This window comes from Variovorax xiamenensis, assembly GCF_050916385.1.
Taxonomy (GTDB): Bacteria; Pseudomonadota; Gammaproteobacteria; order Burkholderiales; family Burkholderiaceae_C; genus Variovorax.
This window is the reverse complement of sequence record NZ_CP139038.1, coordinates 5064266-5081884: the sequence shown is the minus strand read 5'-3', so window position 1 is coordinate 5081884 and position 17619 is coordinate 5064266. Positions and strand designations below refer to the sequence as shown.

The 17619-nt window shown below is 68.3% G+C and carries 21 protein-coding genes; 11 read left to right on the top strand and 10 right to left on the bottom strand.

Annotated elements, in window-relative coordinates; translation table 11 throughout:
* Positions 1 to 7 precede the first annotated feature (7 nt).
* From SFB74_RS23190 to SFB74_RS23175, 4 genes are all read right to left on the bottom strand, one after another.
* The gene (locus tag SFB74_RS23190; protein ID WP_432726641.1) at positions 8 to 298 is read right to left on the bottom strand and encodes a hypothetical protein; all 291 of its coding nucleotides are present in this window, start codon (positions 296 to 298) and stop codon (positions 8 to 10) included.
* Entirely contained in the window at positions 295 to 1617 is a 1323-nt protein-coding gene (locus tag SFB74_RS23185; protein WP_432726640.1) for an EAL domain-containing protein, read from the bottom strand. The genes SFB74_RS23190 and SFB74_RS23185 overlap by 4 nt, the downstream gene beginning before the upstream one ends.
* A 592-nt stretch (positions 1618 to 2209) precedes the next feature.
* Positions 2210 to 2815, bottom strand: a complete 606-nt coding sequence (locus tag SFB74_RS23180) for a hypothetical protein (protein ID WP_432726639.1) — start codon at positions 2813 to 2815, stop codon at positions 2210 to 2212.
* A 73-nt stretch (positions 2816 to 2888) separates the two neighbouring features.
* Positions 2889 to 4343 (bottom strand): MFS transporter, encoded by a 1455-nt coding sequence (locus SFB74_RS23175; protein ID WP_432726638.1) that lies wholly within the window; start codon positions 4341 to 4343, stop codon positions 2889 to 2891.
* Between the two features lie 136 nt (positions 4344 to 4479).
* Here SFB74_RS23175 and SFB74_RS23170 point away from each other — a divergent pair, with 136 nt between their 5' ends.
* On the top strand, positions 4480 to 5415 hold the full coding sequence (locus tag SFB74_RS23170) for a LysR family transcriptional regulator (protein WP_432726637.1): 936 nt from the start codon (positions 4480 to 4482) through the stop codon (positions 5413 to 5415).
* Here SFB74_RS23170 and SFB74_RS23165 read toward each other — a convergent pair.
* Positions 5412 to 6389 carry a LysR substrate-binding domain-containing protein gene (locus tag SFB74_RS23165; protein ID WP_432726636.1) on the bottom strand — a complete coding sequence of 326 codons (978 nt, stop codon included), beginning with the start codon at positions 6387 to 6389 and terminating at the stop codon, positions 5412 to 5414. The genes SFB74_RS23170 and SFB74_RS23165 overlap by 4 nt on opposite strands.
* Before the next feature lie 182 nt (positions 6390 to 6571).
* Here SFB74_RS23165 and SFB74_RS23160 point away from each other — a divergent pair, with 182 nt between their 5' ends.
* The 5 genes from SFB74_RS23160 (at position 6572) to SFB74_RS23140 (ending at position 10015) form a co-directional block, all read left to right on the top strand.
* Positions 6572 to 7909 (top strand): MFS transporter, encoded by a 1338-nt coding sequence (locus SFB74_RS23160; protein ID WP_432726635.1) that lies wholly within the window; start codon positions 6572 to 6574, stop codon positions 7907 to 7909.
* Positions 7910 to 7947: 38 nt separating this feature from the next.
* The gene (gene uraD / locus SFB74_RS23155) at positions 7948 to 8475 is read left to right on the top strand and encodes a 2-oxo-4-hydroxy-4-carboxy-5-ureidoimidazoline decarboxylase (RefSeq protein ID WP_432726634.1); all 528 of its coding nucleotides are present in this window, start codon (positions 7948 to 7950) and stop codon (positions 8473 to 8475) included.
* 122 nt (positions 8476 to 8597) lie between these two features.
* Entirely contained in the window at positions 8598 to 9119 is a 522-nt protein-coding gene (locus tag SFB74_RS23150; RefSeq protein WP_432726633.1) for a hydroxyisourate hydrolase, read from the top strand.
* 38 nt (positions 9120 to 9157) lie between these two features.
* Positions 9158 to 9493 carry a hydroxyisourate hydrolase gene (gene uraH, locus SFB74_RS23145; protein WP_432726632.1) on the top strand — a complete coding sequence of 112 codons (336 nt, stop codon included), beginning with the start codon at positions 9158 to 9160 and terminating at the stop codon, positions 9491 to 9493.
* 21 nt (positions 9494 to 9514) lie between these two features.
* Positions 9515 to 10015, top strand: coding sequence for a nucleoside deaminase (locus SFB74_RS23140; protein ID WP_432726631.1), 501 nt, complete (start codon positions 9515 to 9517; stop codon positions 10013 to 10015).
* A 23-nt stretch (positions 10016 to 10038) separates the two neighbouring features.
* Here the strand turns inward: SFB74_RS23140 and SFB74_RS23135 are convergent, their stop codons facing one another.
* Positions 10039 to 10413, bottom strand: coding sequence for a VOC family protein (locus SFB74_RS23135; RefSeq protein ID WP_432726630.1), 375 nt, complete (start codon positions 10411 to 10413; stop codon positions 10039 to 10041).
* Between the two features lie 165 nt (positions 10414 to 10578).
* On the opposite strand from SFB74_RS23135, the gene SFB74_RS23130 reads away from it, so the two are divergent.
* Entirely contained in the window at positions 10579 to 11613 is a 1035-nt protein-coding gene (locus SFB74_RS23130; protein WP_432726629.1) for a sensor domain-containing diguanylate cyclase, read from the top strand.
* An 8-nt stretch (positions 11614 to 11621) separates the two neighbouring features.
* Here SFB74_RS23130 and SFB74_RS23125 read toward each other — a convergent pair whose 3' ends face one another.
* Both SFB74_RS23125 and SFB74_RS23120 read right to left on the bottom strand, forming a co-directional pair.
* Positions 11622 to 12059, bottom strand: coding sequence for a GFA family protein (locus SFB74_RS23125; RefSeq protein ID WP_432726628.1), 438 nt, complete (start codon positions 12057 to 12059; stop codon positions 11622 to 11624).
* Positions 12060 to 12124: 65 nt separating this feature from the next.
* Complete coding sequence (locus tag SFB74_RS23120) at positions 12125 to 12562, bottom strand: YybH family protein (protein WP_432726627.1); 438 nt, start codon at positions 12560 to 12562, stop codon at positions 12125 to 12127.
* Between the two features lie 177 nt (positions 12563 to 12739).
* Between SFB74_RS23120 and SFB74_RS23115 the strand changes: the two genes are divergently transcribed.
* Positions 12740 to 13555, top strand: a complete 816-nt coding sequence (locus SFB74_RS23115) for a hypothetical protein (protein ID WP_432726626.1) — start codon at positions 12740 to 12742, stop codon at positions 13553 to 13555.
* A 98-nt stretch (positions 13556 to 13653) separates the two neighbouring features.
* On the opposite strand, the gene SFB74_RS23110 is transcribed toward SFB74_RS23115, so the two are convergent.
* Together SFB74_RS23110 and SFB74_RS23105 are read right to left on the bottom strand one after the other, a co-directional pair.
* A complete protein-coding gene (locus SFB74_RS23110) occupies positions 13654 to 14118 on the bottom strand; it encodes a GNAT family N-acetyltransferase (RefSeq protein ID WP_432726625.1) in 465 nt (154 codons plus the stop codon).
* A 38-nt stretch (positions 14119 to 14156) separates the two neighbouring features.
* Entirely contained in the window at positions 14157 to 14513 is a 357-nt protein-coding gene (locus SFB74_RS23105; protein WP_432726624.1) for a hypothetical protein, read from the bottom strand.
* A 175-nt stretch (positions 14514 to 14688) separates the two neighbouring features.
* Here SFB74_RS23105 and SFB74_RS23100 point away from each other — a divergent pair, with 175 nt between their 5' ends.
* The 3 genes from SFB74_RS23100 to SFB74_RS23090 all read left to right on the top strand — a co-directional run bounded on the left by SFB74_RS23100 (position 14689) and on the right by SFB74_RS23090 (position 17616).
* Positions 14689 to 15732, top strand: coding sequence for an SAM-dependent methyltransferase (locus tag SFB74_RS23100; RefSeq protein WP_432726623.1), 1044 nt, complete (start codon positions 14689 to 14691; stop codon positions 15730 to 15732).
* A complete protein-coding gene (locus tag SFB74_RS23095; protein WP_432726621.1) occupies positions 15729 to 16538 on the top strand; it encodes a DUF1295 domain-containing protein in 810 nt (269 codons plus the stop codon). Before SFB74_RS23100 ends, SFB74_RS23095 begins: the two co-directional genes overlap by 4 nt.
* A gap of 73 nt (positions 16539 to 16611) precedes the next feature.
* Positions 16612 to 17616 (top strand): alpha/beta fold hydrolase, encoded by a 1005-nt coding sequence (locus SFB74_RS23090; RefSeq protein ID WP_432726620.1) that lies wholly within the window; start codon positions 16612 to 16614, stop codon positions 17614 to 17616.
* The last annotated feature ends 3 nt before the right edge of the window (positions 17617 to 17619 follow it).

Genomic DNA, 17619 nt, shown 5'->3' with positions numbered 1-17619 from the left:
GGGCGGGTCAGGCGCGCATCGCCCTTTGCACGGGCTTCGGGAAGCCGGGCCACGCGAGCAGCTCGCCGCCCTCGCTGCCGGCTTCGCCACCGCGCAGCGACGGCGAGGCTGGCGGCCTGGGCGCGTGCAATGCGGCTTCGAGCGCGCGGTACTGCGCGGCGGCGATGAGGTCGTGTTCGCTGGCGTTGGCAGGCTGCGGGCTGCACTCCTGCATCAGCTCCAGCACGGCGCGCTGCATCAGCAGCAGGTCGGTGCTCAGCCGCGCGAGGCGCAGCTCCATGTCCGTGGGGATGCTCATGCCTTGCCTCCTTCCCGGCCGACGCCGTAGCCCTGCAGCCATTGCGCGCCGGCGCGGGATGCGATGTGCACGTCGTCGTCGCGCTCGATGCCCTCGACCACCACGTGCGGCGCGAAGTGCGCGCACATGGCGAGCATTCCGCGCAGGCACTCGCGGCCGAATTCGCTGTCTCGCGCACGGCGCAGCAGGGCCGCGTCGAGCTTCACGATGTCGGGTCCGCAGGCCTGCACGGCCGCGAGGTTGTCGGTGCCGCTGCCGAAGTCGCGGATGGCGATGCGGCAGCCGCGCAGCTGCAGCTGCACGCAGAAGTCGTGCGCCGCCTCGAGGTCGGGCAGCGCGGCGCTGTCCGAGATCTCGATGACGAGCCGCGAGGCCAGCGCGGGCTCCCTGTCGAGCACCGCGAGCAGCGAGGCCCACCAGTGGTCGATCTGGATGCCTTGCGCCGAGATGCTCACGCCGACGTGCGCCGAGGGCTGCAGCCGCAGTGCGGCGACCGCGCGCCGCATCACGGTGCGGTCGAAGGCGCGCGTGAGGCCCAGGCGCTGCAGGCACGGCATGAACACTTCAGGCACGAGCGAGGCGGCGTCGCCGCGGCCCGGCGCGATGCGCGCGCGGCCGCCGCGGTAGAGCGTGGTCGCGACGCTGCCGGGGTGGACCACCGGCTGCCACGAGAACGAGAGTTCCTCGGCGCGCAACGCCTCGCTCACGCGCACCGCGACGTCCATGTCGGCGCGATAGAGCTGGCGCCAGCCGTCGGCCCGGCTTTCGCGCGAGTCGGGGAAGGGCTGCGCGGTCCACAGCGTGAGCTCGATCTCGGAGGCGCCGAGCTGCTCGGGCGAGCGCACGTCGATCCAGTCGGCATGCAGCTGCACCAGCGCGGCGATGCCGCCTGCGCGCACGGGCTCGGCGCCGAGCACCGCGAGCAGCGTCTCGATGGGACGGCTCGCCCGGCGCGAAGGCTGCGACGGCTTGCCGGGCTCGTGTGCGCCCGAAGCCGCACCGTCGAAGGCCTCGTTGGCCCACAGCAGGAAGCAGTCGTCGCGCAGCCGGGCCATGTCGGACGACGGCAACGCGGTGAAGTTGGCGCACAGCCGCCGCTGCACTTCGAGGCTCGCGGCCGATGCGAAGTCCTGCCCATAGGCCTCGGCGAGATGCGGCAGGTTCGCGACGAACACGAAGGCGCAGGCCCTGCGCGCCGCGACACGATCGGCGGGCGTTGCGCCGGCCCTGGCCGTGGTGTCGGCGGCGGCCTCGGCATGCGGGCCATGCGCGCGGCCTCCAGCGGATGCACGCGGCGCCCATGCGGCGGGGCGATGCATGCCTGCAGGCCAGGCGGTCGGTGATGAGAGAGCAGCCATTTGCGTCCTCGATCGAATTTCTTTTTCTCGAACCCAGTGAAGAGAGAAGAGGCCGCGTTTCTTGCGGCAACAGTTCTCCATCCCGCGCTGCGGCGCGGAATCAAGACGGAAACCAGGAATCACCGGACGTGCGAAGGCCTCACGCAGTACGGCACTCCTTCGGGGAGCGCCGGCGATCGGCTATCGGGTCACGGGAGAGAGGGCGTGCGGTTCGCGAAATGCATCCGCGCGGCACGCGGCGACGGCTAGGTGTACGGCATGGACGTGGCCTTCGACTCGGTGGGGCCACGCGTTCGTGCGGCGGACCCGCGAACCGCATTCAGCGGCTCGTACGTTCGGTGGAACGAGGGTCTGCAGGCCATCACGTGCAAGCTCCGTAGGACAGTTGTGAAACAAAATGAATACTACGGATTGCAGTAGGAGGCCGCATTCGCTTTCGGGCCACGAATGTGTGCCAGTTCACATTTGTCAACATGACCAGGAGAAATCGCGGTTTCCTGGTCGAAGCGCCGCTGCGAGCTCGTCGTGCTCCTGTGCCAGAGGAAATCTCTGCTCAGAGAAAGGGCCGCCAGGCGGAACCGTCCAGCACGGCCTTCGCCAGTGCCACGCCTCCTCTTTTGTATGCATCCGAGATCTCGGCGGAGGCGGATTGCAGGTGGAGCAATTCCTCTGCAGTTGGCGCTCGTCTCAGACTGACCGGTTGTTTCGAGACGCAGGCGATGACTTCGCGCAGCTCCCGGATAACGGCCTGATGCTCGGGATACGGCTTGCACGATGAGCCACGTATCTCGCAGAGGGCCAGGTCGACGATCCATTGATTGTGAGGAACCCCGTCGCGAGCCATTCGCAGATGGCTTGCGTAGGCAGCATGGGGCTGAAGGGCGGCAAGAAAGGATGCTTGCGTCACGCCCCGCCATGTGTAGTGGGCAGACAGGTCGGCGATGAGCTTTTCATCGAGCGAAGCCACCGCTCTTGCGCATGCATACAGTGTGTCGAGCGGCTCGTACATCACGGATGGGAACTGGCGGAGCATGTGGGCCAGCTCTTTTCCGTCGTCCCGCAGCTTCGTCCAGAACCGGAGTGCGCCCTCCGGCTTCATGAAGCGGAAGTACGAAATCGCGTGGAGGAGACGAAGCACATCCGATTCAATGTAGAACACATCGCACCTGCAGTGGGTTGGCTTGAGACCGCCAATCGATTCTCCTGCATCGGCGGCCCTGCCTTCTCGTCAATCACGCGGTGACAGGCCTTCCCGGACTCCGGAGCAGGCTCACCACGCTCCCGGCCAAGGCCGCCAGCGCCGCCATCGCCAGCCCCAGATGCACCGCACTGTGCGACGGCAGCAGACCGAACACCAGGCTCATCGCCAGGCTTCCGAACGTCAGCCCCGTGAGCCGTGCAGTCCCTTGCGCTCCACCGGCCGCGCCGCTGCGTTCCTTGGGGGCGGAGAGCAGCATGTTCTGGTTGTTCGGTGTCTGGAAGAGACCGAAGCCGAAGCCGGCGAGGCTGGTGAAGAGCGCGATCGGCAGGGCCGGGTTGCCGCGGATCGGCCACAGCGCGCACAGCGCCAGCCCGGTTGCGAGGAACGCGCTGCCGGCCGCGCAGAGCCATGCCGTGGGCACCCGCTGGGCCAGGCGTGCCGACAGCGGCGCGGCCAGCATCACCGCCAGGGGCCAGGGCGTCATCAGCAGGCCGGTGGCCGCGGTGCTCTGGCCCAGCTCGTGCTGGATGTAGAAGGGCAATGCGACATAGCTGGCCATCTGGCCCGTGAAGCAGCAGACCGACGCGATGATCGAGATGCGGAACGAGTGCACGCGCAGCAGGTCGAGCGGGACCAATGGCGCCTTTTTCGGCATCTCGCGGCGCACCAGCAGGACCATGGAGACGACCGCGACCCCGAGCAGCGCCGCGCCATGCAGCAGGTTCGACGGCAGCCGGTCGCTGCCGAGCACGAACGTGGCGAACATGATCGCGTTGAGCGCGATGCTCCAGAAGTCGATGCGGTCCTTCGTCGGCGCAGCGCGCGGCAGCCTCGTGCATGCGGCGAGCACCAGGATGCCGATCGGCAGGTTCACCGCGAAGAGCCATGGCCAGCTCGCCGCCGAAAGTATGAGGGCGCCAATGGAGGGCCCCGCCGCCGTGGCGCCTGCGATCGCGAGCGCGTTCCAGGCGATGGCGCGGGCAAGCAGCCGGCGCGGGTAGGTGAAGCGCAGCAGCGCCAGGCCGAGCGGCATCACGGCGGCAGCACCGAGCCCCTGCAGGCATCTCGCGGCCACCAGCCACGGCAACGACGGAGAAAGCGCGCACAGCACCGACGCCGCGGTGAACAGCGCGACGCCGCCGGCGAACACGCGGTGATAGCCCAGCCTCGCGCCGATGGCCGAGGCGGGCAGCAGGAACATGACGACCGCGAGCTGGTAGGCCGTGATGATCCAGACTGCATCGGCAGGCGTCGCGTGCAGTTGCAGGGAGATGCTCGGCAACGCGACGTTGGCGATCGCGCCGTCGAGCACCACGAGCGCACCCGCGCCGAGGATGGCGGCGACGGCTGCGATGCGCCGAGGCAGCGGCAGGCCATCGGCATCGTTCGCCGCTTCGGTTTCGGCGGTGCGGGAGTCGGCGAAAGAGGAAGAGGAAGAAGAAGTGGTACTGGAAGTACCGGAGCGGAGTGAAGGTGAGAGCTGCATGGGAGTGGCCTGAAGAGACGCTCGATCGCGTCGGTCCAGAATAGGACGCGATGAAGCGCCGGCCCAGAGCGTGGCGCGCAGGTTGTTCCTGCATGCGGCGCCTGCCTGGACCCGTGAGGCTGTGCTAGCGTCGGGCATGCCGGACGCCGATCTCAACCTGCTGACCGCGTTGAACGCACTGCTCTCCGAAGGCAACGTGGCCAGGGCCGCCGAGCGCATGGGGCTGAGCGAATCGGCCATGAGCCGCACGCTGGCGCGGCTGAGGGAGGCGACCGGAGACCAGCTCCTGGTGCGCGCCGGGCGCGGCATGGTGCCCACGCCGCATGCTCTGGCACTGCGCGACCGCGTGAGAGATCTGGTGCAGGAGTCGCGCGCTGTCCTCCAGCCTGCCGACGCCGGCATGGACCCTCGCACGCTCCAGCGCCTCTTCACCATCAGGGCCAACGACGGCTTCATAGAAGCCTTCGCGCATGTGCTGGTGGCGCGGGTCGCCCGGGAAGCACCCGGCGTGCGCCTGCGCTTCGCGCCCAAGCCCGACAAGGACGTCCGCCCGCTGCGAGAGGGATTGATCGATCTCGATGTCGGCGTCCTCGGCGATTCGGCGGGGCCGGAGGTGCGCATCCAGGCGCTCTACCGGGACCGCTTCATCGGCGCGGTGCGCGAAGGCCATCCGCTGCTGGCCGAAGGCGAGATCACCGCCGAAGGCTACGCCGCCTGCGACCACGTGGTCACTTCCCGCCACGGCCGAAAGGAAGGTCCGGCGGATGTGGCGCTCGCGGCGATGGGGCTGGCGCGCAACGTCGCTGTCACCGTGCCCAGCTTCGGCTCCGCCTTGTCGATAGCGGCCGCGACCGACCTGGTGGCCCTGATACCCGCTTCGTACTTCGACCGACTGAGAGCGCAGAGCACGCTGCGTTCGTTCTCGCTGCCCATGCCCACGCAGCAGATCACCATCTCGCAGATGTGGCACCCGCGCCTCGACCGCGATCCCGCGCACCGATGGCTGCGGGGGGTGATCCTGGAGCTGTGCCGGGGGATGACCGAAGGCGGCGAGGCCTCGGCCTCGTCCTAGCCGTCGGCTGCTTCGTCGACGGGCGGCCCGCTCGTCGCTCCCGGTGCCGTCTCTGCCAGGTGCCTGCCCACCGTAGAGAGCAGGCCGCGCAACCAGCGATGTGCGCCCTGGTGCTGCGAGCGCTCGTGCCACAGCTGGTAGAAGCGCATGCGCGGAAATCCTTCGGGCGCCGGCAGGTTCACCACCGTCAGGCTGCGCGTGAACTGTTCGGCGAAGTGGCGCGCGGTGGTGAAGACGAGGTCGCTGCCGGCCACGAGATAGGGCGCCATAGCGTAGTAGGGCACGAAGACGCGCGCGTCGCGGGTCTGCCGCAGTCCGGCCAGGTGGCTGTCGACGACCGCGCGGTGCGACTTGGCGAAGGGCGTGGGCACCACGTGCGCGGCCGCCAGGTAGCGCGGCAGCGTCATCGCGCCCGGTGCGGCCAGCGGGTTGTTCGGGCTCATCATGCAGACGAGTTCGTCCTCGATCAGCAGCGACAGGTGCATGCGCTCGGGCGGCAGCGGCCAGTTGCCGATCACGATGTCGAGCTCGCCCTGTGCCAGCGCGCGCTCGTAGTCGTAGCCGGGCGTCAACGGGTGGATCAGCAGCCGCGCCTGCGGCGCCTCGGCGCGAAAGCGCGCCACCACCTCGGCCATGAAGCTGGCGGCCAGGTAGTCCGGCGTGGCGATGGTGAAGGTCACGGTGCTGGAGGCGGGCTCGAAGCGCTCCGGGCCGGCCAGCATGCGGTCGATTTCGCCGAGCACCTCGCGCGCGCTGTCGCGCAGCTGCAGCGCGCGGGCGGTGGGCACCATGCCGCCGCGCTCGCGCACCAGGATCGGGTCGCCGAAGGCGTCGCGCAGGCGCCGCAGCGCCGCGCTGATGGCGGGCTGGGTCTGGTTCATGCGAACCGCCGCGCGAGAAACGCTGCGCTCGGCCACCAGCGCCGCCAGCACGCGCAGCAGGTGGATGTCGACAAGGTCCTGGCTTCTCGTCATGTGTCTAGGGGTTCGACCGGATGGCGCGCCCTGGCGGGGCGCGACCTATCGCTCTGGTTTATGCCGCACATTCCGCGCGCCGTGCGCGCGGCGGGACCATTGTGCCTACAGTGCCTCCGCAGGCGGCGCTCCTTTTGCCGGTCCGCATCGCGGCGCCCCACATCAAGGACATGGAGACAAGCATGACATCAACCACAGCGGCCGCATCGGTCCGGCCTTCATCCACCCCGTCCGAGCTGGACGGGGTCTACCGCAAGATCATCTGGCGGCTCATTCCCTTCCTGATGCTGCTGTGGGTGCTGGCCTGGATCGACCGGGTCAACATCGGCTTCATCAAGCTCACCATGCTCGACGAGCTCAAGTGGAGCGAGGCGATGTACGGCCTGGGCGCGGGCATCTTCTTCCTGGGCTACTTCTTCTTCGAGGTGCCGAGCAACCTGCTGCTGCAGCGCATCGGGGCCAAGAAGACCATCATGCGCATCACCATCGGCTGGGGGCTGACCTCCATCGCCACGATGTTCGTGAAGACGCCGGAGATGTTCTATTTCCTGCGCTTCCTGCTGGGCGTGTTCGAGGCCGGCTTCTACCCCGGCATCATCCTGTACCTGACCTACTGGTTCCCCAACGACCGGCGCGCCAAGGCCTTCGGCATGTTCATGTCGGCCTCGGCCTTCGCGGGCGTGATCGGCGGGCCGCTGGCCGGCACCATCATGACGGGCATGCACGGCGTGAACGGCTGGTCGGGCTGGCAGTGGGTGCTGCTGCTGGAGGGCATTCCCTCGGTCATCGCCGGCTTCGTCACCTACTTCTACCTGACCGACAGGCCCGAGCAGGCCAACTGGCTCACGGCACGCGAACGCCAGCTGGTCCACGAAGACCTCGAGCGCGACGGCCGCTCGCTGGGGCAGCGCGAGCACAGCATGCTGGCCTCGCTCAGGAGCGGGCGCATCTGGCTGCTGATCCTGATCTTCTTCTGCATCATTGCCGCCAACTCCTCGCTGACCTTCTACGGCCCGACGCTGGTCAAGGAAGTGGGCTTCACCAACCCGGTGGCGGTGGGCTGGATCATGGCGGTGGCCTACCTGTGCGGCGCCATCGGCATGATCTGGAACGGCTTCCACTCCGACAAGCAGCAGGAGTCGCGCTGGCATTGCGGCCTGGCCGCGGCGCTCGGGGCGGTGTCGCTGCTGGGCGTGGCGCTTTTCCTGGGGCATAGCGCGCTTGCCGTGCTGGTGGGCCTGACCCTGGCCATCGTCGGCACCATGAGCGCCATTCCGGTGTTCTGGCAGATGCCCAACCGCTTCCTGGCCGGCACCGCGGCCGCCGGCGGCGTGGCGCTGATCAACTCCATCGCCAACCTGGCCGGCTTCGGCGCGCCCTGGATGCTGGGGCTCATCAAGACCTCCACCGGCAGCCTCTCGCCCGGCCTCTACGTGGTGGCGGCGGTCGAGGTCTGCGCCACCCTGCTGATCCTGGCCTGCGTGCCTTCGCACCGCAAGCAGCCGGCCGCGGCGCGCTGAGCGGCAGCCATCGCACCAGCCATCACCGAGAACGAACGATGTCCCTCACCGCCACCCGCCTGAACCTGGCCGAACTCAACGACATGGACCGCGACGCCTTCGTCGCCGCCGTCGGGCCGACTTTCGAGAACTCCCCCTGGGTCGCGCAGGCCGCTTGGTCGCGCCGGCCTTTTGCCGACGTCGACGCGCTGCATGCCGCGATGCTCGACGTGGTGCGGCAGGCGCCGCAGGAGCGCCGCATCGCCTTCCTCTGCGGCCACCCCGAGCTGGCCGGCCGCGAGGCCCAGTCGGGCACGATGACGGCCGAATCTGTCGGCGAGCAGCGCAGCGCCGGCCTCGACGCGCTCAGCCGCGAGGAGCTGGGCGAGATGCAGCGCCTGAACCGCGCGTATCGCGAGCGCCACGGCTTCCCCTTCATCATCGCCGTGCGCCGCAACACCAGGCAGCAGATCTTCGAGGCGATGCGCACGCGCACGGCGGCGAGCACCGAGACCGAGCACCGCGCTGCGCTCGAACAGATCGGGTTCATCACCCGCGGGCGCATCGACGCCCTGGTGGACGGCTGAAGCCTCCACCTCCTTTTCGCTTTCCCGACGACATGTTCCGGTTCCCGCCGGCCGGTGCGTTGCCCGCACCGGCCAGGCCTTCCCTCGCCCGGAAAAGGGCAGACAACGACAGGAGACAAAGCATGGCGAATCAAGTCGTATCCCAACCCGCGCGCAGGCAGTTCGCGCTCTCGGGGCTGGCCCTGGGCGCGGCGGCGCTGAGCGCGCGCACAGCGCTGGCGCAGCAGCAGCCGGGTGCCGCGCCGGCGGGCCCGGCCCAGGCCAGCGGCCCCATCGTGCTGCACGGCGTGAGCCCGCGCCTGACGGTGCATGCGCTGGACACCTTCCACGGCGCGGCCGCCACCGGCCTGCGCATCGACTTCTCCCGGCTGGAAGGCGGCAGCTACAGGCTGCTGCGCAGCGTCGTCATGAACGGCAACGGGCGCTCGGAAGATCCTTTGCTGGTCGGCGACAGCTACCGGCCCGGCGACTACGAAGTGCTGCTGCACGTGGACGACTACTTCGCCGGCAAGAAGGCCGCGCTGCCCATGCCGCCCTTCCTGACGAAGCTGCCGGTGCGCATCCGCGTGGTGAACATCGCGGAGCGCATCCACCTGCCGATCCAGTTCGGCCCGTGGAGCTACACCTATTCGCGCGGCAGTTGAGCCCATCGCAGTCACGAAAGAAAAGGAAAGGAAACGACATGACCGGCATCTCGACGCACGTGCTCGACATCACCAACGGCCGGCCCCTGGCGGGCCTGCAGGTGGAGCTCTACGACGTGGCGACCAATCCGCCCACGCGCATCAACAGCACCCGCACCAACGCCGACGGCCGCACCGACGCGCCCATGCTCGCGGCAAAGGACGCGCGCACCGGCCACTTCGAGCTGCGCTTCCACGTCGGAGACCACTTCAAGGCCACCGACGGGCTCTCGGACGTGGTGCCCGTGCGCTTTTCCATCTTCGACGCCGCGCAGCACTACCACGTGCCGATGCTGTGCGCGCCCTGGTTCTTTTCAACGTATCGCGGCAGCTGATTGCCGCCGGAGCTCCCAACCATGACCCAAGCCCAAGCCCAAGCCCAACTCCAACCCGATTCGAACGCCGAGAAATACATGGTCGACGCCATCCGCCTGGCCATGCGCAACGTGCGCGAGCGAAAGACATGGCCCTTCGGCGCAGTGCTGGTGCGCGACGGCAAGGTGCTGGCGCATGCCGTCAACGAGGTCGACGCCCTGTGCGACCCCACGGCCCATGCCGAGATGCAGGCGGTGCGCATCGCCGCCAAGGCGCAGGGCGGCACCGATCTGTCGGGCAGCGTCGTGTACGCGAGCGGCTACCCGTGCCCCATGTGCCTCACGGCCATGTACCTGGCCGGCGTGAAGGAGGTCTACTACGCCTACTCCAATGAAGACGGCGAGCCGCACGACCTTTCGGCCGAGCGCGGCTACCTGGAAATCGCCCGGCCCATCGAGCAGCGCGAGATGCCTGTGCGCCCGCTGCCCGTGCGCGACGAAGGCGAGGACCTGTACGAGGCCTGGTCGCGCGCGACGCGCTGATCCTGCCGCGGCCCCGGGGCCAGTCAGGCCACGGGCTCGCTGCAGACCGCTTCGATGTTGTGCCCGTCCGGGCCGATGACGAAGGCCGCGTAGTAGTTCGCGTGGTACTGCGGGCGCAGGCCGGGCGCGCCGTTGTCCCTGCCGCCCGCCTCCAGGGCCGCGCGATGGAAGGCGTCGACCTGCTGGCGGTTCGCCGCCTTGAAGGCAAGGTGGAGGTGCGCCGGCTTCTCGTCGGTCTGGAACAGGCACAGCGAGGCCTTGCTGTCCGAGGCGAGCTCGACGCCGTAGCTCGGCACGCCCTCCGAGACGACGGCTACGCCGAGCGGTTCGAGGGCCTTGAGGAAGAACGCCTTGCTCGCCGCATAGTCGCTCACTCCGAACTTGACGTGGTCAAACATGAGTTTTCGGGTGTCTTTCCTGGTTTTTCCTGCTGGAAGGGGCCCGCGCGAACCGGAGGCCGGCCCAAGCATAAGCCGATGAATCCCGGGTTGCAGCGCCGTCCGAAAGCCTCCTGGCGACGGGGAAACGGCTGCCCGGGCCGCATCGCCGTCAAAATGTCGGCCATGGAATCTCTGATCGAACAACTCTCCGACTCGGTGGCTTCGGCCCGGACGCTGGAAGACCTGACCCGCCCGATGCTCGAGATGCTCGGCGCTGTGACGGGGCTGGAGTCGACCTATCTGACCACCATCGACCTCGACAAGGGGCAGCAGCACATCCTCTTCTCGCGCAACGTGAGGCAACTGAGCATTCCCGAGGGCCTCACCGTGCCATGGGCCGACACCCTGTGCAAGCGTGCCATGGAGGAGGGCCGCATGTACACCGGCGACGTCGCCAGCTGCTGGGGCGATTCCGACGCGGCCCGCCAGCTCGGCATCCAGACCTACGTGAGCACCCCGGTCAAGACCGAGAGCGGCGACCTGTTCGGCACCCTGTGCGCCGCGAGCGCCGAGCAGCAGCCCCTGCCGCCGCATGCCGAGCCGGTGCTGCAGTTGTTCGCCCGACTGATCGGCCAGCAGGTGGAGCGCGAGCTGCTCTACAGGAAGCTGGAGAAGGCGCATGCCGAGGTCGTCACCCTGGCTTCCACCGACGCGCTCACCGGCCTGCCGAACCGCCGGACCCTCATCGACAGCCTGCGCCGGCTGATGGCGCAGGGCGAGCGCGACAACACCAGCGTGCTGGTCGGCTTCATCGACATGGACGGCTTCAAGAAGATCAACGACACCCACGGCCACGACATCGGCGACGATTTCCTCGTGGCCATGGCCGCTCGCCTGTCGGCCTCGCTGCGCGCGGGCGACATGCTGGCGCGCAACGGCGGCGACGAGTTCGTGGTGATCGGTGCCGGCCCCGCCTTCGGCGAGTCGCCGAACGCCGCGGCACGATCGCTGGCCGACCGGCTCGGCGAAAGCACCGTCGGCGAGCTGCAGCTGCAGGGCACCACGATCGACTACCGCGGCGCGAGCGTCGGCGTGGTCGCCGTCGATCCGCGCAGCACTTCGGCGGCCGAGGCGTTGCGGCTGGCCGACGAGGCGATGTACGCCGTCAAGCGCGGGCGGCGCGCTGTTGCGAGCCACAGGGAAGCGTCTTCGGTCTGAAGGCGCGATCAGCCGTCGCCCGGTTCGGCCTGGGGCGGCGCATAGCCGGGAGGAAAGGCCTCGTGCCGGGGCAGCGTATCGGCGATTTCGTACCACGGGGCCTTCGAGCCCACGAACACATGGCATGTAGGGCGGCCGCCCGGATCGTCGTCGAGGATTCCGAGCGCAAGGCCCAGCTCCTGCGGCCGGGCATCGAACCTGGTGAAGATGTTGGAGCCGCAGACCGAGCAGAAGCCCCTGTGCTCGCCCGGTGACGACTCGTAGAACCGCATCAGGTCTTCGCCGCGCACCCATCGCAGATCGTCGGTCCTGACGCGGCCCCGCGCCCTGAAGGGCGAACCGTGGGCCTTGCGGCACATGGAGCAGTGGCAGAACAGCATGTTGCGAACGGGGCCGTCGATTTCGATGGCGATGCCCTGGCACAGGCAGCTGGCGCGAAGAGCCACGGGGTCTCCTTTGGCTGTTGACGATGGATCGAGTTGCGAGCGCGGCGGCATTTCGCGCCGTCGGCTCAGGCGCTCTTGCGCTCCCTCAGCACCGTTTCTCCCGTGCGGGGATTGGTCAGCGTGACGTTCTCGAGCGCTTTGATCCGCCACCCGCCATCGGCCTGCCGCGTCAGCACGGCGAGGATCAGCGTATCCACCGCATGGGGCCCCGCCGGATGCGCAGCGCCGGCCGCAAGGCGGCTCCAGAAGTGCGTGACTACGGCATCGTCACCCAGCGCGACCACGTCGATCAACTCGTTTTCCAGCGTGGAATCGCTGTAGATGGTCGCGTGGATGGGTTCATGCAGGGCGACGATTTCCGCAACGCCGCGCACGTAATGCCCGAAGCGATTCACGAACGTCGCGTCCTCGTGGAAGAGGGCGCCGAGGGCAGCCATGTCGTGGCTGTTCCATGCGGCTTCGAATGCGCGGGGGATGTCTTCGGGCTTTCCGAGCTGGGTCATGCGGGCTCCGGGTGAACAGTCGCTGCAGGTGTGCGAAGCAAATTCTGCTTCATCACGGAACGTCGCTGGCTCGTGTATCTGCGCCGGTGCTTTGGCGGGCGCGGAAATGGCCGGGTCAAATACACTTTTTGCCCGATCAGACTCAGGAAAATCCGGCCACTTTGTGCCGGCAAAAAAATGAAGAAATCCGGCATCCCGATATTGACGATCTGTCTTTCAATGGTAGGTTGCGCCCCGGCCCTGGATCTGGATCAAAAGGCCGATCGCACGCAAAGCCCTCCCGCCGATGCCCGCTGGCTGACGCTGGTGGTGAAACCGGAAGGTGGCCTCGAGCCCCTGCCTGTCTCGCTGGAGTACGAATCGGAAAAGTGCGAGGAGGCGAGGAGCTACGGCGTGGGCGGTCAGTCGCAAAGCGGTACCGCCCTGATGCGAGCCTCGAACTTCGGGAAGGTCGAGCTTGTCAGGGAGCCTGCCGACGGTGAGTACAAGGCGCGTCTTGCCATCGATGCCGGAGGACCTTGCCAGTGGAAGCTGGTGTCACTGGAAACGTCGTTCAAATACAGGAGCAGGAATCCCCTGGTCAACGGAAGAGAAGTCGTTTCGCACGGAAACAAGATCGAATTCAGGAGCAGGAAAGATTCCGTCCGCTCTCCGAACGTGAGGATGCGGTTCGAGTATTTCCCCGTGGTCTTCGTGAAGGACGACCCTTCGAAGAACGAAGTCCGGCTGCAGCCCAAGTCGGGCTTCTTCCCGCCGAGCTTCGATCCTTCGGCATCGGGAACCATGTCCCTGGAGCCCCGGGTGTTCGACGACATGGCCATGACGGTTCGCACAGCCCCCGGGGACAGCCGCAGCTACCTGGTGACCTACCCCGACGGCGCGACGGGAACGAGTCCGTACATGGATCTGGTGGGTGTCGAGGACAAGAGAATGCAGTGCCTGCTTTCTTCCGGGAAGAGGCGCTGCGACGAGTTCAGCCCCCGAAGGCGGTGACGACGCGTGTGCGCCGCCGCCTCGCGCGGTCGGTCACGACTTCTTGTTGTCGAAAGGCCGGCCGGCCATGGCGAAAGCTGGAAGTCGCACTCCGGGCCTTATGCAGCTTCCGCCCCGGGCGCCGGCGGCTTCGCAACGAACGCCTGCTTGTCATGGCGACTGAAGCCCGCCGATTCGTAGAACCGGAAGGTCGCCTCGTCCTTCCTGCCGGTCATCAGCATGACCTTGTAGCAGCCCTGCGCCCATGCGAAGGACAGCGCCTCGGCGAGCACGGCCTTGCCAAGGCCCTGCTTGCGGTGGCCGGCGTGGGTCACGACGTTCTCGATCACGCCGTAGGGCCTGCATCCGCGGGTGAGGTTCGGGACGACGGTGATGGTGCAATTGGAGACGAGTTTTCCTGCCGCGTAGGCCCCGAAGTACCGGTAGCGCGGGTTGTCCATCAGTTCCTGCCAGACGGCTTCGACGATGGCGGCGTCCGGCAACGGATCGTCGACTTCGTGGAGATGCCGGTACAGCTCCAGGAGGCTCCCGAGTTCCGATGGGGCTATCTGGCGAATTTCCATGCGTTCTCCCGCGAGTTTTCCGGCCGGCCCGGATGGCCCTAGGCCCTGAACCAGATCCTGAGCGTCACATACATCGCGTAGCCGAGGGCGACCACGATCCACGCCATGAAGAACAGGTTGGCCCAGTACTCGCCGGCGTGCGCCGCCAGGGTGTAGAGCTGTCCCGAGCAAGCCTTGCCGACGCATGGAACCTCGCCCCTAACCAGCGCACGCAGCACGGCGAAGAGCAGGTAGCAGGCCACGCCGGCGGCCATGAGGAAGCCCACGGGCCCCACGATGCCCTGGGTGAACTGGTCGTTCTCGTCGCGAAGCCCCTTGCGCAGCAGGTTCTGCCCGAACCTGTACCAGGCGAATCCCAGCAGGAGCATCAGCGAGTAATAGAGGACGTCACGCATGCGGTCGGGAAGATGGGGTTGCGGCCGCTCGACAGGAAGGCCGGGTTGTGGCCGACTGTAGCTGAAGCTCTTTCGGCCATCGGGTCGGGAGCCTCATCCAAAACCCGATTCGCTGCGTACACCCATTCACGGCACGCCTCGTCGCGCGTGCCCAACGAGGAAAGACGAGACGCACATGCCGCAGGACATCGCATTCGCCATCCGCTGGGTCGAGAAGGGCCTGGTGCCCGATACCGTGGTCCGACAGGGCATCCGCCGGCTGCTGAAGGACCGGCTCGCCGAGTTGCAGGCCGGCAACGCGCTGGCGGTGGCCGACCTGACGCAGGACTTCGTCGCCCGCATGGGCGCGGCCAGCCTCGCGCCCCTGCCCGAGAAGGCCAACGAGCAGCACTACGAGGTGCCCGCCGCCTTCTTCGGCGAGGTGCTGGGCAACCATCGCAAGTACAGCAGCTGCTACTGGCCCGAAGGCACCCGCACGCTGGAAGAGGCCGAGTCAGCCGCGCTGGCAGCCACCTGCGAGCGCGCGGGCCTGGCGAACGGGCAGGACGTGCTGGAGCTGGGCTGCGGCTGGGGCTCGCTCACGCTGTGGATGGCCGAGCACTATCCGGGTAGCTGGATCACGGCGCTGTCGAACTCGAACTCGCAGCGCGAGTACATCGAGGCGCAGGCGAGAGAGCGCGGGCTGGGCAACGTGCGCGTGCTGACCCGCGACATCAACGTCTTCGACACCGACGAGCGCTTCGACCGCGTGGTGTCGGTCGAGATGTTCGAGCACCTGCGCAACTGGCCGCGGGCCTTCGCCAACGTGGCGCGCTGGCTCAGGCCCGAGGGGCGCTTCTTCATGCACGTGTTCGCGCACCGCGAGGCGCCGTATCCCTTCGAGGTGCGCGACCCGAGCGACTGGATGAGCCGCTACTTCTTCTCCGGCGGGATGATGCCCAGCGACGACTTGGCGCTGCATTGCCAGGACGACCTGCGCCTGCTGCGCCGCTGGCGCTGGGAAGGGCGCCACTACCAGCGCACCGCCGAGGCCTGGCTGCGCAACATGGACGAGCGCCGCGACGCGCTGCTGCCGCTCTTTCGGGCCACCTACGGCGACGAGGCCAAGGTGTGGTGGACGCGCTGGCGGCTGTTCTTCATGTCGGTGGCGGAGCTGTTCGGCTTCGACCACGGGCAGCGCTGGTGGGTGAGCCACTATCTCTTCGAGCGCCGCGCATGAGCGGCGGCATGACGGCGGTGGCGCTGGCAGGCCTCGCGTGGACGGCCTCGCTGGCGCTGCTGACGTGGGCGGTGAGCCTGGTGCGGCATGACGCGAGCCTTGTCGACCGCATGTGGCCGGTCTTCATCGCGGGCGCCGGCCTCGTGTATCTCGCGTTGCTGCCGGCGGGGCCGACGGCGCGCGGGCTCTGCATGGCGGTGCTCGGCGCGGCGTGGGCGCTGCGGCTGTGCATCTACATCACCTGGCGCAACTGGGGCCACGGCGAAGATCGCCGCTACCAGGCGATCCGCGCGCGCAACCAGCCGAACTTCGGCTTCAGGAGCCTGTACCTCGTGTTCGCACTGCAGGCGATGCTGGCGTGGATCGTGTCGGCGCCTTTCCTGCTGGGCATGGCGGCCGCGCGGCCGCTGGGCCTGCTCGACGCGGTCGGCGCGGCGCTGGCGCTGTCCGGCATCCTGTTCGAGGCCATCGGCGATGCGCAGATGGCACGCTTCAGGGCCGACCCGAAGAACGCGGGCCAGGTGATGGACCGGGGCCTCTGGCACTACACCCGGCATCCCAACTACTTCGGCGAGGCCTGCACGTGGTGGGGCATCTGGCTCATGGCCGTAGGCGGTACGGGTTGGGGCGGGGCGTGGAGCATCGTGTCGCCGCTGCTCATGACCTGGCTGCTGCTGAAGGTCTCGGGCGTGCGCATGCTCGAAAGCGACATCGGCGAGCGCCGGCCCGCCTATCGCGACTACATCGAGCGCACCAATGCCTTCGTGCCGGGGCCGGTGCGCGACGCCCGCACGAAGAAGCGCTGACCGGTGGCTTCGGCGGGCCGGCGGTGGCACCATGGTCGCGGTGAAGCCTTCGTCGAACACATCCTTGGCTCCGATGCGCATCGTCTTCTGGATCGCGGCAATCCTCGCGCTGGCCGTGCTTGCGGGCGTGGTCTACGAGCAGGTGGGACGCTACCGGGCGGAACGCGATTTCCCGGCGCCGGGGAAGATGGTCGACGTCGGCGGCGGGCGGCGGATACAGCTCGACTGCCGCGGCTCCGGCTCGCCCACCGTCGTCTTCGAGGCGGGGCTGAGCGTCGATGGCGCGCTGAGCTGGTCGGCGGTGCAGCCCGCCATCGCGGCGCGCACCCGCGCATGTTCGTACAGCCGCGCGGGGCTGATGTGGAGCGACCCGTCGGGCGCGCCGATCAGCGCGAAGCAGGTGGTGAACGATCTCCACGAAGCCCTGGCGCGCGCGGGCGAACGCGGCCCCTTCGTGCTGGTCGGCCAGTCGCTGGGCGGGCTCTATGCGACGACCTTCACGCGGTACTTCGGCGACGAGGTGGCGGGGCTGGTTCTCGTGGACCCGTCGCATCCGGACCAGGTGGCGCGCGTCGCCGCCTACATGACGGAAACCCGCTCGCTGCGTTCGCGCATCGCGGTGTCGCTGGCGTGGTCGGGCCTGCTGAGGGCGGCGGCCCCGAGGCTCCTGCCCCGGGCGCCGAACCAGAGCGAGCACGACGCGCAGGCGGTCCGCGCCTACGCCCCCAAGTCGATGGTCACGCAGATGGCGGAGAACGACGCGACCGAAGCCGTGCTCGCCGAAACCGGCGCCTTCCGCGACTTCGGAAGCCGCCCGCTGGTGGTGCTCACCGCGATGGCGCCGTACACCGAGGCCGAACTCCGTGGCATGAAGATCACGCCCGCGCAGGGCCGCGAGGTGCTGGCCATCTGGCAGCAGCTTCACGCGGAGGAGGCGACGTGGTCGTCTCGCGGCAGGCACCTGTCGCTGCCGAAGTCCAGCCACGACATCCAGTTCTACGATCCGGCGGCCGTGATCGATGCGGTGCTGTCCGTCGTCGGGACGGTTCGCGCGGACGGCGGTGGCGGGCAGCCGTAGGTC